The following is a 13,223-nucleotide window of genomic DNA, read 5'->3' on the forward strand; positions in this document are numbered from 1 at the left end:
GTCGCGCCGCTCAAGCCAGGCGCGATCGCCGCCCTATCTCCTCCGGCAGCATGCTGATTTTCGAGTGGGTCGTCGGCGTCCTCCTGGGCGCGGTGTTGCTGGCGGCACTGGCGCGTCGGGTGGGGGCGCCCTATCCGGCCTTCCTGGCCCTCGGCGGGGTGGCACTCGCCTTCGTGCCCGGGGTCCCCAACCTGAAGCTCGATCCGGAACTGGCGCTCGCCCTGTTCCTCGCCCCCGTCCTGCTGGATGCCGGCTACGACACCTCGCTGCGCGACCTCAAGACGAACTGGCGCCCGATCGCCGGGCTCGCCTTCGGGGCGGTGGCGGTGACGACGATCGCGGTGGCGCTCGTGGCCAAGGCCCTCGTGCCGGGCATGCCCTTCGCGGCCTGCATCGTGCTCGGGGCCATCGTGGCGCCCCCCGACGCGGTCGCGGCGCTCTCGGTCCTGCGGCATGTCAGCCTGCCCCACCGGCTCACCACGATCCTGCGCGGCGAGAGCCTGCTCAACGATGCGGGCTCGCTCCTCGTCTACCGGCTCGGGGTCGTGGCGGCGATCACCGGCACCTTCAACCCCTCCGAGATCGCCCCGACCTTCCTGATCGGGGTCGTCGGCAGCCTCGTGGCGGGGCCGGTCCTCGCCTTCGCGTATGTGGGAGTGATGCGCCGCTTCCAGGATACCGCGAGCGTGATCGTGCTGCAATTCGTGGCGGCCTTCGGCATCTGGATCGCCGCCGAGGGCCTGGAGCTCTCCGGCGTTCTCACCGTCGTCACCTTCGCCATCACGGTGGCGCGCTACTCGCCCGGCATCACGGCGCCGCGCACCCGCATCCTGTCCTACGCGGTGTGGGACACGGCGGTGTTCGTCCTCAACGTCCTCGCCTTCGTGCTGATCGGCATCCAGATCTCGCCGATCCTCGAGCGCCTGAACCAGGCCGAGCAGGTCTCGGCGTCGCTTCTCGCCGGAATGGTCTTCCTCACGGTGGTCCTCACCCGCATCGCCTGGGTGCTGCCCGCGAGCTGCATCGACCGCCTCGAATTCACCGGTCCCCGCAAGGGGCGGCGGGAACCGGCCGCTTCGGCGGAGGAGGAATGCGCTCCGCCGGGCCTCGGCCTCCGGGCCGCCGTGGCGGTGTCGTGGTCGGGCATGCGCGGCATCGTCACCATCGCGACGGCGCTGGCCCTGCCGCAGGGGGGCCCGGACGGCGGCTTCCCCGACCGCGACCTGATCGTGTTCACGGCCTTCTGCACGGTGATCGGCACCCTGGTGGTGCAGGGCCTGACCCTGGGCCCGCTCCTGGCGCGGCTCGGGCTGGAGGACGACGATCCCGTCGGCCAGGAAGTCGGCCGGGCGCGGGCCGAGGCCTACGCGGCGGCCCTGGAGAGCCTCGATTCCAAGGCGTCCGAGGGCCCGGAGGTCGTGGCGACCGAGGCCCTGCGCGAGGAGTTCCGGGCGGCCCTCGAGGAGGCCAGGACCCACGACGAGGGCCGCGCTCCCGAGACCCTGCCCTCGGATGCCGTCCGGCGCCGCGCCATCGCGGCCGCCCGCGACACGGTGCTGCGCCTGCGCAAGGAAGGCCGCATCGGCGACGATGCCTACTACGTCCTCGAGGAGGAGTTCGACTGGGCCGAGCTCAACGCGACCCCCCGCGCCGAGACCTGAGGGGCGGTCAGGCGGAGCGCCCGAGCCGCGCCTCGATCGCGTCCCAGACCGAGACCGCGAGGTCGGGGCCGCCGAGGCGCTTGATCGCCCGGATGCCCGTGGGCGAGGTGACGTTGATCTCCGTCAGGTGCCCGTCGATCACGTCGATGCCGACGAGGATCAGGCCGCGCCGCCGGAGTTCGGGACCGATCGTGGCGCAGATCTCGCGTTCGCGCGCGGTGAGGTCGGAGGCCGCCGCGGCGCCCCCCCGCACCATGTTCGAGCGGATGTCGTTGAGGGCCGGGACCCGGTTGATCGCCCCCATCGGCTCGCCGTCGACCAGGATGATGCGCTTGTCGCCCTCGGTGATCTTCTCGAGGAAGCGCTGCACCACCCATTGTTCGCGGAAGGTGGCGCTGAACAGGTCGAACATCGAGCCGAAATTCGGGTCCTGCTCCGAGACCCGGAACACCGCCGCGCCCCCGTGCCCGTGCAGGGGCTTCATCGCGATGGTGCCGTGCTCGCGCCGGAACGCCTCGATCTCCGCCTTGTCGCGGGTGATGAGCGTCGGCGGCATCAGCTCGGGGAAGTCGAGGACGAACAGCTTCTCGGGGGCGTTGCGGACCTCGACCGGGTTGTTCACCACCAGCGTCTCGGGGTGCACGTGCTCGAGGATGTGGGTTGCCGTGATGTAGGCCATGTCGAAGGGCGGATCCTGGCGCATCAGCACCACGTCGGCCTCCGAGAGGTCGATCCGCTCGATCGGGCCGAGACTCGCATGGGCGCCCTCGACGTCGCGCACCGTCAGCGGCTCGACCCGCGCCGTGGCGCGCCGGCCCTGGAGCGAGAGCCGTTCGGGGGTGTAGTGGAGGAGCCGGTGCCCCCTCGCCTGCGCTTCGAGCAGCAGGGCGAAGGTGGTGTCCCCGGCGATCCGGATCGCCTGGATCGGGTCCATCTGGACCGCCACGGTGAGGGCCATGTGCGTCTTCTACCTCGGTGGAACGGGATGCGAGGGCCGCCCCCTCCGGTCACCCTCGGCAGCCTTGGCCGAACGATCCGGCCGAGTCTACTCGGCAGTCCAACCGGCCCGGTCGCCGCCTAGTTGTTCGGCATCGACTTCGAGCCGGAGCGGCGGTCGTAGTCGCCGATCGCGGAGCGGCACTCGGGGGAGAGGCGCTTGCGGTTGCGCGTCATGCACTTCTCCGCGTCGTCGCTGTTGGGATCGACGCCTGCGCAAAGCCGGAAATAATCGTTCGCGCAGCCGAGTTGCAGGCCCTGGTCCTCGCGCTGCGCGAGGGCGGGGCTCGCCGCCAGCAGCAGGAATGCGAACGGAGCGACCTTCAGGGCGGCCGAGCGGCCCAGCAGCGCGGCGCACGCGCGTCGTGAGGTATCCAGTCGCATCCAGCCTTGTCCTTCGGTGTCGTTGAGAGAGAGACGGCATATCGGGCATGCCGGTGGCTAGGCAAGCGTCGGCGCCCGATGCGGTTCCGCCCGGACCGGTCACGAATCCAAGCCTGTTGCGAAACTGCGTCGCTCCGAAAATCCGGTCCCCGAGACAAAGGGGCCCCGTTCGCGGAGCGAACGGGGCCGAGTGCAAGGGAGGAAACGCCCGCCATGGGCATCCGGAGCGATGCAAGGGGCACGCCAGCCCGATTGGATCGCTTTGCTCGGCGACGTTGCGCCCCAGGGCTGAAGCACCCGGAAATCCCATCGGCGGCCCGGCAACGCTCCGTTAACCATGCCGTGCTGATGTCCCCCTACGCCCTTGTCGATGGAGCCGAGCGGCGAACGCGACGCGCCGGCCTCATCCCGGTCCCGAAGCCGGGAACACCGCCAGGAAACCTGCCATGATCCGAACCCGAGAGACCACGCCGAGCCTCGGCGGACCGCCACGCACCACCGGGACCGTCCTCGCCTTCCCGGCCGGCCAGCGCCCCCGGCGCGAGGGACCGGCCACGGGCGAGCCCCGCGGCGAGATCCTGCTGTTCCTGGGCGTGCGCTACGAGCGGGTGGCCGAGCCGGATGCCGCTCCGGCGGCGCCGCGGCGCTGCCATTCCTGACCACGCCCCGAACACGATCGCCGCGGCCGTCGGGCGGCCCGCTGCCGATCGGAGAGCCTGTCCGGCCATCATGAGACCGACCCGCTCCCGTCCCGTCCGATCCGCGCAAAGGTGCGGCCTCCCCGAGTCCGGCCCCGCCGCGACGATGCCGCGCAAGCTGGCCGGGCTCGGCCTCCTCGTCCTGCTCGGCTCCTGCGCGCAGGAGGGTGATTTCGGGCGGCCGAAGGCGGGGGCCTGGAACAGCCTCGTCGAGACCACCGGCACGCTCGCGGCCCGCGAGCGCGGCGAGCCCGCCTCCCGCTTCCCCCTCACCGACGAGGAGCGCGTCCTGCGCGACCGCGCCTGGCGCTTCCTGATGCCAGCGGCGGGCCACGACGCCTTCCTCGACGTGCTGGCGAACCTCACCCGCACCCGCGTGCTGCCGCCGGCCTGGCGCGTCCCGGACGTCGCGGCCTACCACGCCACCCTGATCTCCGAATCCTTCCGCTCGCCGGTCTCGCGCTACCGCCGCCTCTCCGAGGATGCGACCGCGGACGGGCGCCTGATCCCGGGCTTCGCGGCGGTGGCGGCGCGGGTGACGGACGCCGACGCCCTGCGCCTGCGCAGCCTGCCCTTCGTGAAAGTGTTGGACGATTTCGACGTGCGCAACGCCGCCATGCGGGTGGCCGAGAACCGCTGCCTGATCGCCTGGGTGCGCCTGGAGGTGGGCGGGCGGGTGGCGCGCTACCGCTACGCCCTGGAGCACCTCGTGATCGAGGTGCCGGGCCCCGAAGCCCTCGGCGTCGAGCGCATCCTCGCGGCCCTCGACGGCCGCCGCGCCCTCCTGGAGCCGCTGCTGCCCCCCGACGCGGCCCTGCGCTGCGGCCTCGCCGGTGTCGAGGCGCCCGTGACGGTGCTGGCCCCGGCCGAGCGGCCCCTCGTCACCAAGGACTGACGGGCCGCCCCGCCTCAGCCGTTCGGCTTGGCCGGCTCCTCGCTCGGGCTGTCGATGGTGCAGGAGACGGCCTGGACCGCCTCGTTGGCGGCGGGCCGCTGGCTCGGCAGGGCGGCGATCACCCGCACCACGACGTAGCCCTGGCGCTCGGGGGCGACGATGCGGACGTCGCGGCTCGGCTCGTTCTCGTCGTCGTTGGCGAGCGCCTCGTCGTACTGGGCCCGGGTCAGGATCACGAGGTCGAGGGCGCCGCGCACCGCGGCCTGGTCGGTGACGGCGTAGAAGGCACCGCGGCGCCCGTGCACGGCGAGCGACAGCATCTGCGGCCCCGTGCGGGCCGAGACCCGCATCGGCCCGTCCTCGAGGTTGTAGGCGCAGACGCCCACCGCCACGGAGGGGTCGGGGATCGGCAGCCACGCCTCGGCGGGGGCCGGGTTGTCGCCGGTCGACAGCGTGTAGATGCGCTGCGGGTGGTCGAGGCTCTCGCTGGTGCCGGAACGCGTCAGCGCGTCGCTCTCCGAGAGCGCCGGGATGGCCAGGACCGTGACGATGTGGACGAGGCCGGCCAGGACCAGCCCGCACAGGGTCGCGAAGAGGAAGCGGGGCCTCATGAGCGGCACCCCAGCCGGGTGATGGCGGGCAGGGAATCGCGGTCGAGGGAGCCGGTGCTCGCCGCCACGGGGGTGTCGTAGAGGCGCAGCGCCAGCCGCACCGGGCCGCTGGCGCGGGGGCTCGGCAGCCAGTTGCCGGGCTCGACCTCGGGCCCCACCATGATGACGAAGCGGCCGTCGCGCTCACGCAGGATCTCGGTGGAGGTGAAGCCCTCCCGCATCGGCGGCCGGGCAGGGTCGCGGGCGCCGCGGCCCGCGATCGTCAGGGTCCAGGCGCGGGCGGGCGGGGTGACGCCGGCCAGCCGGTAGGTGCAGGTGGCGTCCAGCGTCGCGCCGGAATCGTCGGTCGCGGCGGTGACCAGCATGCCCTCGCCCACCGCCAGGGGGATCTCGCCCCGGCGCGCGTTGACGGCGCGGGCGTAAGGGTCGGCCCCGACCGAGCCGGTGCGCGGCCACGCCGTCCAGGGGCCGATGCTGACGCCTCCGAAGGGATAGCCGCCCCGCGTCGCCCAATCGGCGCTGGCGAGGCCGAGGCCGGCTCCGAGCGCCAGGGCGTAGAGCACGAGCCCGACATTCGAGGTCTTGCGCAGGAATCGGCCGGCCGATCGGCCGACCGTCCGGCCGACCAGGCCGCCGACGGATCCGCCGGACGGGCGGCCGGCCCCCTCCGCCGTCTCGGCGCGCGGCGCCCGTAGCCGTCCCAAGGTCTCGCTCACGCTCGTCACGACCCGCCGCGCCTCACGGAATTCCGATGCGGCCACCGACGGAGCGGGTGCCCTCGGCCACGCTGCCGGTCGGGGCGTTGCTCGCCGCGGGCTTGCCATCGCCGGCCGCGGGCTTGCCATCGCCGGCCGCGGGCTTGGCATCGCCGGCCGCGGGCTTGCCGGGCGCCGGCTTCGCGGCGCCGGCGCTCGCCGGCTCGACGGTGCGGAACAGCCCGTTCAGGCTGCCGATGACCTCGAAGGAGCGCCGCGAGATCTTGCCGGCGGCGCTCGCCGCCGCGTTGACGGGCGCGGCGGTGCTGGCGCTCGCCTGCGCGGCCGGACGGTTGCCGTCCTTCAGGCCGGGCATCGGCTTCAGCTCGATGCCCTGGTGGGCGGTCTCCATCACGTCGTGCCAGGTCGTGGCGGGCAGGGAGCCGCCGGTCATCTTGTTCGTCGAGGTATGGTCGTCGTTGCCGTACCAGACGGCGCCCACGTAATTGCCCGTATAGGCCACGAACCACGCGTCCCGGTAGGCGTTCGTGGTGCCGGACTTGCCCGCGACCTTGATGCCCTCGAGCTGGGCCCGCTTGCCGGTGCCCTCCTCCACGACCTTGTTCAGCATGAAGTTCATGTCGGCGACGACCTGGGTCGAGAGCACCTGCTCGGGCTTCTCGTCGTCGTGGCGGTAGATCACCTCACCGGCGGAGTTCTTCACCTCCATGGCCGCGTAGGGCTTCGCCCGCTTGCCGCCGTTGGCGAAGACCGCGTAGGCGGCGGCCTGGTCGATCACGTTCACCTCGGCCGAGCCGATCGGCAGGGAGACCGAGTCGGTGAGCGGCGTGGTGATGCCCATGGCGTGCGCGGTCTCGATGATCTTGCCGCGCCCGGCCTTGGCGGCCCGGGCCTCGTGGCTGATGCCCATCGCCTTGCCGAGGGCGATCGAGACCTTGATGGGGATCGTGTTGATCGATTTCGCCACCGCGAGCCACAGCGGCTGCCGGCCCGAGAACGAGCGCCCGTAATTCTGCGGGCACCAATTGCCGATGCAGACGGGGGAATCGACCACCGTCGTGTCCGGCCGGTACTGGCCGGAGGCGAGGGCCGCCGCGTAGACGTAGGGCTTGAACGAGGAGCCGGGCTGGCGCAGCGCATCGGTGGCCCGGTTGAACTGGCTCTCGCCGTAATCGGCGCCGCCGACCATCGCCCGGAGCGCCCCGTCCGGGTCGAGGATGACCATCGCGGCCTCGTCCACGTCGTACTGGTCGCCGAACTTGCGCAGCACGCCCGCCACGACCTCGTCGGCCTTCTTCTGGATGCCGATGTCGAGGGGCGTCTTCACGGTGAGCACCCGGTCGCTGCGGAGCTTGCCCGCATCCGCCATGCCCTTGATCTCGCCGAAGGCCCAGTCGAGGTAGTAATCGGCCGTGATGTCGCGGGTGCGCGTCACCGGCGTCGCCGGGTTGCGCAGGGCCGTCTGGATCTGGCCCTCGGTGACGAAGCCCGCCTCGACCATGTTGTGCAGCACGTCCACCGCCCGGGCGCGGGCCGCCGGCAGGTTCACGTGGGGGGCGTATTTCGTCGGCGCCTTGAACAGGCCCGCGAGCATGGCGGCCTCGGCGAGGCTGATGTCCTTCAGCGGCTTGCCGAAATAGTAATCGGCCGCCGCCACCGCCCCGAAGGTGCCCCCGCCCATGTAGGCGCGGTCGAGGTAGAGCTTCAGGATCTCGTTCTTGGTCAGGTGGCTCTCGAGCCAGAGCGCCAGGAAGGCCTCGTTGATCTTGCGCTCCAGCGAGCGCTCGTTTGTGAGGAACAGGTTCTTGGCGAGCTGCTGCGTGATCGAGGAGCCGCCCTGGGTGTTGCCGCCGCCCCGCGAGTTCGAGACCACGGCCCGCAGGGTGCCGATCGGGTCGATGCCCCAATGCTCGTAGAAGCGCCGGTCCTCGGTCGAGACCAGCGCCTTGATCATGATGTCGGGGAAGTCGTCGAGCTTCAGCGAATCGTCGTGCTTGATGCCCCGGCGCCCGACCTCGGTGCCGTAGCGGTCGAGGAAGGTGACGGCGAGGTCCTGCTGCTTCAGCCAGTTGTCGCTCGTCAGGTTGAAGGCGGGCTGCGCCAGCGCCAGCATCAGGATCGCGCCGCCGGTCCCGACCGTGACGCCCTCGCTCGTGAGGTCGAGGACGACGCGCTTCCAGCCGCGGACCGACAGCGCGCTCATGCGCTCCTGGAAGCGGCCATAGGCCTCCCCCGTCGAGCGCCCGCTGTCGTACAGGCCCGCATTGACCCAGGCATCGAAGGCGAGGGCCGCGTGCCGGATCCGCGTCGTCAGGGAGGTGAGGTTCGGCAGGCGCACGATCTGATCCGGTTCCTCGGGCACCCAGGGTTGTGGCGGTCCGCGGCTTTCCGCCTCCGCCCGTCCGGCCCCATCTCTACCAAGCCCCGGGCCCGACCGCGAGGCTTAACGCGCGGCGGATACCGGGGACGATTCTACGCAGGCCCTGCCCCGCATTCCTCCGCGACAACGCGCCCGGGTCTGCGCGGACCCGCGCCATCGCCGCAAGTCTGCGCGGACCCGCGCCATCGCCGCAAGATTGCAGGAACCTTGATGCAGGATTGGGGCGCGCGGGTGGCGGGGATGGCGGCGCCGCTTGCTCCCCGGCCCGCCTTGCGGCAGAGGGGAGCCGATCCGCTCACACTCCATGTCGACGAGGCACTCCCGATGGGGGACCGCACGGCTGGGCGCCGCACCGGCGCCCCCGCATCCGAGCCGTTCTGGCGCACCAAGACCCTCGACGCGATGACGCCGTCCGAGTGGGAGAGCCTGTGCGACGGCTGCGGGCGCTGCTGCCTGCTCAAGCTCGAGGACGAGGACACGGGCGAGGTCTACCACACCGATGTCGGCTGCACCCTCCTGGACGGCCTCGGCTGCCGCTGCCGCGACTACGCCAACCGCCAGAAGCGGGTGCCGGATTGCGTGCGCCTGACGCCCCAGGCCGTGCGCACCATCCCGTGGCTGCCCCCGACCTGCGCCTACCGCCTCGTGCGCGACGGCGAGGACCTGTTCGACTGGCATCCCCTGGTCTCGGGCCGCGCCGCGAGCGTGCACGAGGCCGGCGTCTCGGTGCGCGGGCGCCTCTCGGGCAACGAGGAGGAATTCACCGAGGACGAATTGCCCGACCAGATCGTCGCCTGGCCGGGCCGGCCGCCCGGTCTCGACGAGGATTGAGGCCGCGCCGGCCTCGGTCACGCTCGATTGAAGCTCAGCCGAAGTCGATCGCAGGAACCGCCCGATCTCCCCCCGGTTTCCCGTGCAGGCATCCGGCGCAGATCCCACTGCGCACCGGTCAAGCTCAAGCACACAGGGAGCACGCAATGGGCCTCTTCACGACGCCGATCAAGACGATGGACGACCTGTTCACGCATATGCTGCAGGACATCTACTACGCAGAGCAGCAGATCACCAAAGCTCTGCCGAAGATGATCGACAAGGCGGGCGAGCCGCAACTCAAGCAGAGCTTCGAGAAGCACCTGCGCGAGACGGAAGGCCAGATCAAGCGCCTCGACCAGGCGTTCGAGCAGCTCGGCAAGACGGCCAAGGGCGTCGAGTGCGCGGCGATCAACGGCATCATCGCCGAGACCAAGGAGATGATGAGCGATGTCGGCGACCAGACGGTTCTCGACGCGGCCCTGATCGCGGGCGCGCAGGCGGTCGAGCACTACGAGATCACCCGCTACGGCACCATCATCGCCTACGCCAAGCAGCTCGGGCACGACAACGTCGCGAGCCTGCTCGGCCAGACCCTCGACGAGGAGCGCGCCACCGACAAGACCCTGACGGGCCTCGCCGAGGCGAGCATCAACCGCAAGGCGGCCTGAGACCGCGGCGGCCTCAAGGCTGCGGCGGCCTCAAGACCGCGGCGCGTCCTTTCCGGCGAGCAGGCGCCCGCCGGCGAGGCCGTTCAGCCCGATGATGGCGCCGACCGCGAGGGCGTGCATCAGGAGGTCGGTCGCCGTCGCGTCATGGGGGTGGAAGGGCACAAGCAGGGCCGCCGCCGCCGCCGCCGCCGCGAGGCCGCCCAGCGCCGCCGTGAGGGTCGGGTGCAGCGGGCAGGCCCGGCGCAGCATCACCACGAGCAGCAGCGAGAGCGGCAGCGACACGCCGACCAGGAAGGTGAAGCAGCTCTCGACCTCCCGCGTCCCGGGGATGTCGGTGCTCGGCGCCAGGATGCCGCGCAGGCAGCCGAGGCCGCTCGCGCCGATCCACAGGAGCGCGGGCCCGACGGGCAGCAGGGCCCAGCGCAGGGACCGGCCGGGCACGCTGATCTGGAAGGCCGCAAACGCCGCGGTCGCCGCCGTCAGGACCGCCGCGAGGGCGGCGACCCGCAGGTCGGGCACGCTCATGCGCGCGCGCAACCCCTCGATGTCGGCCATCGGCATCAGGAGCACGCCGAACCCGAGGGCGACGGCGATCCAGGCGAGGGCGCGCAATCCGGGCGGCGGCAGGCGCCGCACCGGCGCGAGGCCGCCGACGAGGCTCTCGACCAGACGATCGTGCTCGGAACTGCGATTCTGGCGCGACGTCTCAGACACCGTCCCCCTCCTTCTCGCGCGACAGCGTCGCGCGCAGGGCCTTGAGGGCCCGGTGCAGATTGACCTTGAGGGCCCCCTTGCTGCGCCCGGTGAGGGCCGCGGCCTCGTCGAGGGAGCGCTCCTGGAAGGCGAGCTGCTCGACCGCCTGGCGCTGTCCCTCGGGCAGGCCCTTCACCGCCTCGGCGAGGCGCGCGTCGCGCTCCTGAGCCTCCAGGCGCGCGCCGGGCTCGGGGCCCGCATCCGCGTGGGCCTCGTAGGCGAAGGGATCGTGCACCTCCTGCGGCCGACGGCCCGCGCGGCGCAGGCGGTCGATGGCGCGGCGCTGGGTGATGGCGCGCAGCCATGGCAGGAAGGGGCGGGCCGGGTCGTAGGTGGCCCGCGCCCTGTGGATCGTCAGAAGCGTCTCCTGCACGACGTCGTCCACCGCCTCGCCCCGCACGCCCTGCGCCCGCGCCATGCCGGCGATCACCGGAAGGCAGTCCCGCAGGAGCTGACGATAGGCCGCCGCATCTCCGGCCTGCGCTGCCGCCATGGCGGCCGAGAGCCTCGTTTCGAGCACCGTCCCTGCCCTGTCGCTCCGTGCCCCGGCTCCTCTTACGCCGGTTGGCCCCGCGGCGAAACGCGCTTCCGCACGCCCCGCGGCCGGGACGCGCGGCTCGGGAACCCGGGGGAGCGCAACGAGGGGGGCGGAGAGGATCATGCAGGGGCTCCGGGGGAGGCGGTTCGGGCGGCGCGGGGCCGCCCGGATTCCGGCCGTCAGTGCTTGCCCATCGAATCCTTCTTCATGGCGTCGTCCTTCTTCATGGCGCCCCCCTTCGTCGCGTCGGCCTTCATCGCGTCCGGCTTCATGGCATCCCCCTTCCGGGCGTCCGCCTTCATGGAATCGTGGGACATCGATTCCTTGGCCATCGGCTCCTTCTTCATCGCGTCCTGGGCGAAGGCGGGGGCGGCCGTGAGCGCGAGGAGCGCGGAAATCGCGAGACGAGCGTTGCGCATGGTCTGGTGTCCTTGGGCTGGAGAGCACCGGGCGGAGCCGCGGTGACCACCTCTATTCGTCGCCCGGTCCCGCCGGTTACGAGCGGGCGGCGCCGAGGATGCGCCCGTCGGCCGCCTGGACGATCACCGCGGCCTCGGTGCCGGCCGGCCAGGGCTCGGACAGGGTCCGGGCGCTTCCGTCCCAGCGGCCGAGGCTGCGCACCGAGCGCACCACGTTGGCCTGGACGAGGGTCCGGCCGGCATTCTCCCCGCGGGCGACCCGCGTCTCGTGCCGGGCATCGAAGCCGACGAGGAGGATGGTGGCGCCGCCCGCGCCGGGGCCGAGGCGCACCACGAGATCGCCGCCGACGCGGGCGAGGCTGACCGGGACGGCCGCGGCGGCCTCGCCCCGCGCCTGAGCGATCGCCGCGTTCACCGCCTCCCGGCGGGAGCCGACCACGCTGCGGCGCCCGTCGACCACGATCTGCGGCGTGAAGCTGCCCGCGCCGAGGCGCTGGGCGTAGGCCTCCTGGCGCTCGGTGGCGGCGGGCAGCGAGAACGTGTCGCGCCAGTCGAGGCGGTTCCAGTAGGTGACGTGGAAGGCGAGCGGCAGCAGGTCGCCGGGCCTGTCCGCGAGCTCCCCCAGGAAGGCCTCCGCGGGCGGGCAGGAGGAGCAGCTCTGCGAGGTGAAGAGCTCGATGACGACGGGCCGCTCCGCCGCCGTGGCGGGGCCCGCGAGGGCGAGCGGGACGAGGAGCGGCAGGAGGAGGCGGGCGGCGTGGCGCATGGGTTGGCGAAGCTCCGGTTCTGCGATGCCGGAGCCTTCGGCGGAGGCAGGCCCGCGGTTACGCCCCGTCCGCGCCCTCGAGCCGGAACCGGCCCACGTCGCGCAGGAGGGCCGCGAAGGCGCGGGCCCCGTGGTCGAGGGCGGCTCGGCCCGCCTCCGCGCTGCCGAGGCGCGCATCGCCGATGGCGCCCGAGGGGTGGAGATCGCCGGCCTTCCAGGCGAAGGCGGCGGGACGCCCGGCGCGCAGATGGGTGAAGTCCCGCTCCATCGCCACCGTGCGGGGCGTGAAATCCGCGATCGCGGCGGCGCGCACGAGGTCGGGCCGCAGGGCCAGCATCAGGGCGGTCTCGATGCCGCCCGCATGGATGCCGTGGCGGATCTCGGCCTCGGGGAACAGCCCGTCCGGATAGCCGAGGCGGCTCCAGGACGTCGTCACCGCGACCATGCGGTGTCGCCCGCGCAGGTCGCCGGCCACGAGGTCGATCAGGGCGCTGTTGCCCCCGTGCGAGGTCACGATGACGAGCTTGCCGCAACCGGCGGCGGCGAGGCCCGCGCCGATCTCGGTCCAGGCGCGCAACGCCGTCTCAGCCGTGAGGCTGAGGGTGCCCGGGAACGCGTCGTGCTCGTCCGACTTGCCGATGCTCTGCACCGGCAGCAGCAGCACGTCGAGGTCGTCTCCCACCAGGGGCCCGAGCCGCGCGAGGTAACCCTCGGCGATGATCGCGTCGGTGGCGAGGGGCAGGTGGGGCCCGTGCTGCTCGACCGCCGCGACGGGCAGGACCGCGATGGCGCAGCCCAGGTCGCGCCCGCGCAGGTCCCGCGTCGTCAGCTCACCCCAGAAACGGACCGGCATGGCCTCGAGCCTCCGCGCGCCCGCGCCGCGGGCCTGACCGCCCTGTACGGGATCGTCGCCCGCAAAAAAAGG

General features: G+C 72.5%; 15 protein-coding genes. 5 read left to right on the forward strand and 10 right to left on the reverse strand.

From position 1 onward, the window contains the following. Positions 1 to 50: 50 nt before the first annotated feature. Complete coding sequence (locus F6X51_RS02370) at positions 51 to 1,661, forward strand: Na+/H+ antiporter (protein WP_150961611.1); 1,611 nt, start codon at positions 51 to 53, stop codon at positions 1,659 to 1,661. Positions 1,662 to 1,668: 7 nt separating this feature from the next. Here the strand turns inward: F6X51_RS02370 and gshB are convergent, their stop codons facing one another. Together gshB and F6X51_RS02380 are read right to left on the reverse strand one after the other, a co-directional pair. After that, positions 1,669 to 2,619 carry a glutathione synthase gene (gene gshB / locus F6X51_RS02375; RefSeq protein ID WP_150961612.1) on the reverse strand — a complete coding sequence of 317 codons (951 nt, stop codon included), beginning with the start codon at positions 2,617 to 2,619 and terminating at the stop codon, positions 1,669 to 1,671. Between the two features lie 119 nt (positions 2,620 to 2,738). Next, positions 2,739 to 3,041, reverse strand: a complete 303-nt coding sequence (locus tag F6X51_RS02380; protein ID WP_150961613.1) for a hypothetical protein — start codon at positions 3,039 to 3,041, stop codon at positions 2,739 to 2,741. 446 nt (positions 3,042 to 3,487) lie between these two features. Here F6X51_RS02380 and F6X51_RS02385 point away from each other — a divergent pair, with 446 nt between their 5' ends. Then, positions 3,488 to 3,700 (forward strand): hypothetical protein, encoded by a 213-nt coding sequence (locus F6X51_RS02385; RefSeq protein WP_150961614.1) that lies wholly within the window; start codon positions 3,488 to 3,490, stop codon positions 3,698 to 3,700. 145 nt (positions 3,701 to 3,845) lie between these two features. Continuing rightward, positions 3,846 to 4,634, forward strand: a complete 789-nt coding sequence (locus tag F6X51_RS02390) for a hypothetical protein (protein ID WP_150961615.1) — start codon at positions 3,846 to 3,848, stop codon at positions 4,632 to 4,634. A gap of 14 nt (positions 4,635 to 4,648) precedes the next feature. Here the strand turns inward: F6X51_RS02390 and F6X51_RS02395 are convergent, their stop codons facing one another. From F6X51_RS02395 to F6X51_RS02405, 3 genes are read right to left on the reverse strand one after another with little or no spacing between them, the layout of a single operon-like run. Then, positions 4,649 to 5,245: a DUF1254 domain-containing protein gene (locus tag F6X51_RS02395; protein ID WP_150961616.1), complete on the reverse strand. Its 597-nt coding sequence runs from the start codon at positions 5,243 to 5,245 to the stop codon at positions 4,649 to 4,651. Continuing rightward, positions 5,242 to 5,970 (reverse strand): DUF1214 domain-containing protein, encoded by a 729-nt coding sequence (locus tag F6X51_RS02400; protein WP_407658416.1) that lies wholly within the window; start codon positions 5,968 to 5,970, stop codon positions 5,242 to 5,244. The genes F6X51_RS02395 and F6X51_RS02400 overlap by 4 nt, the downstream gene beginning before the upstream one ends. Before the next feature lie 13 nt (positions 5,971 to 5,983). Then, a complete protein-coding gene (locus F6X51_RS02405; protein WP_150961618.1) occupies positions 5,984 to 8,299 on the reverse strand; it encodes a transglycosylase domain-containing protein in 2,316 nt (771 codons plus the stop codon). A 366-nt stretch (positions 8,300 to 8,665) separates the two neighbouring features. Here F6X51_RS02405 and F6X51_RS02410 point away from each other — a divergent pair, with 366 nt between their 5' ends. Both F6X51_RS02410 and F6X51_RS02415 read left to right on the forward strand, forming a co-directional pair. Next, a complete protein-coding gene (locus tag F6X51_RS02410; protein WP_150961619.1) occupies positions 8,666 to 9,172 on the forward strand; it encodes a YcgN family cysteine cluster protein in 507 nt (168 codons plus the stop codon). A gap of 146 nt (positions 9,173 to 9,318) precedes the next feature. Further along, positions 9,319 to 9,822, forward strand: a complete 504-nt coding sequence (locus tag F6X51_RS02415; RefSeq protein ID WP_150961620.1) for a YciE/YciF ferroxidase family protein — start codon at positions 9,319 to 9,321, stop codon at positions 9,820 to 9,822. 30 nt (positions 9,823 to 9,852) lie between these two features. Here the strand turns inward: F6X51_RS02415 and F6X51_RS02420 are convergent, their stop codons facing one another. The 5 genes from F6X51_RS02420 to F6X51_RS02440 form a co-directional block, all read right to left on the reverse strand. Further along, positions 9,853 to 10,536: an NrsF family protein gene (locus F6X51_RS02420; RefSeq protein WP_150961621.1), complete on the reverse strand. Its 684-nt coding sequence runs from the start codon at positions 10,534 to 10,536 to the stop codon at positions 9,853 to 9,855. Continuing rightward, positions 10,529 to 11,068, reverse strand: a complete 540-nt coding sequence (locus tag F6X51_RS02425) for an RNA polymerase sigma factor (protein WP_150961851.1) — start codon at positions 11,066 to 11,068, stop codon at positions 10,529 to 10,531. The genes F6X51_RS02420 and F6X51_RS02425 overlap by 8 nt, the downstream gene beginning before the upstream one ends. A gap of 224 nt (positions 11,069 to 11,292) precedes the next feature. Next, the gene (locus F6X51_RS02430; protein ID WP_150961622.1) at positions 11,293 to 11,532 is read right to left on the reverse strand and encodes a pentapeptide MXKDX repeat protein; all 240 of its coding nucleotides are present in this window, start codon (positions 11,530 to 11,532) and stop codon (positions 11,293 to 11,295) included. A gap of 76 nt (positions 11,533 to 11,608) precedes the next feature. After that, complete coding sequence (locus F6X51_RS02435; protein WP_150961623.1) at positions 11,609 to 12,298, reverse strand: DUF1223 domain-containing protein; 690 nt, start codon at positions 12,296 to 12,298, stop codon at positions 11,609 to 11,611. A gap of 58 nt (positions 12,299 to 12,356) precedes the next feature. Beyond that, positions 12,357 to 13,151, reverse strand: a complete 795-nt coding sequence (locus F6X51_RS02440) for a creatininase family protein (protein WP_150961624.1) — start codon at positions 13,149 to 13,151, stop codon at positions 12,357 to 12,359. Positions 13,152 to 13,223: the final 72 nt, after the last annotated feature.

The sequence above is a fragment of the Methylobacterium planeticum genome, from assembly GCF_008806345.1.
In the GTDB taxonomy this organism is placed as follows: Bacteria; Pseudomonadota; Alphaproteobacteria; order Rhizobiales; family Beijerinckiaceae; genus Methylobacterium; species Methylobacterium planeticum.

Bases quoted from the DNA above. Each gene is read 5' to 3' on its own strand.
- F6X51_RS02370 (WP_150961611.1), top strand. From the start codon at position 51: ATGCTGATTTTCGAGTGGGTCGTCGGCGTCCTCCTGGGCGCGGTGTTG.
- gshB (WP_150961612.1), bottom strand. From the start codon at position 2,619: ATGGCCCTCACCGTGGCGGTCCAGATGGACCCGATCCAGGCGATCCGG.
- F6X51_RS02380 (WP_150961613.1), bottom strand. From the start codon at position 3,041: ATGCGACTGGATACCTCACGACGCGCGTGCGCCGCGCTGCTGGGCCGC.
- F6X51_RS02385 (WP_150961614.1), top strand. From the start codon at position 3,488: ATGATCCGAACCCGAGAGACCACGCCGAGCCTCGGCGGACCGCCACGC.
- F6X51_RS02390 (WP_150961615.1), top strand. From the start codon at position 3,846: ATGCCGCGCAAGCTGGCCGGGCTCGGCCTCCTCGTCCTGCTCGGCTCC.
- F6X51_RS02395 (WP_150961616.1), bottom strand. From the start codon at position 5,245: ATGAGGCCCCGCTTCCTCTTCGCGACCCTGTGCGGGCTGGTCCTGGCC.
- F6X51_RS02410 (WP_150961619.1), top strand. From the start codon at position 8,666: ATGGGGGACCGCACGGCTGGGCGCCGCACCGGCGCCCCCGCATCCGAG.
- F6X51_RS02415 (WP_150961620.1), top strand. From the start codon at position 9,319: ATGGGCCTCTTCACGACGCCGATCAAGACGATGGACGACCTGTTCACG.
- F6X51_RS02425 (WP_150961851.1), bottom strand. From the start codon at position 11,068: ATGGCGGCAGCGCAGGCCGGAGATGCGGCGGCCTATCGTCAGCTCCTG.
- F6X51_RS02430 (WP_150961622.1), bottom strand. From the start codon at position 11,532: ATGCGCAACGCTCGTCTCGCGATTTCCGCGCTCCTCGCGCTCACGGCC.
- F6X51_RS02435 (WP_150961623.1), bottom strand. From the start codon at position 12,298: ATGCGCCACGCCGCCCGCCTCCTCCTGCCGCTCCTCGTCCCGCTCGCC.
- F6X51_RS02440 (WP_150961624.1), bottom strand. From the start codon at position 13,151: ATGCCGGTCCGTTTCTGGGGTGAGCTGACGACGCGGGACCTGCGCGGG.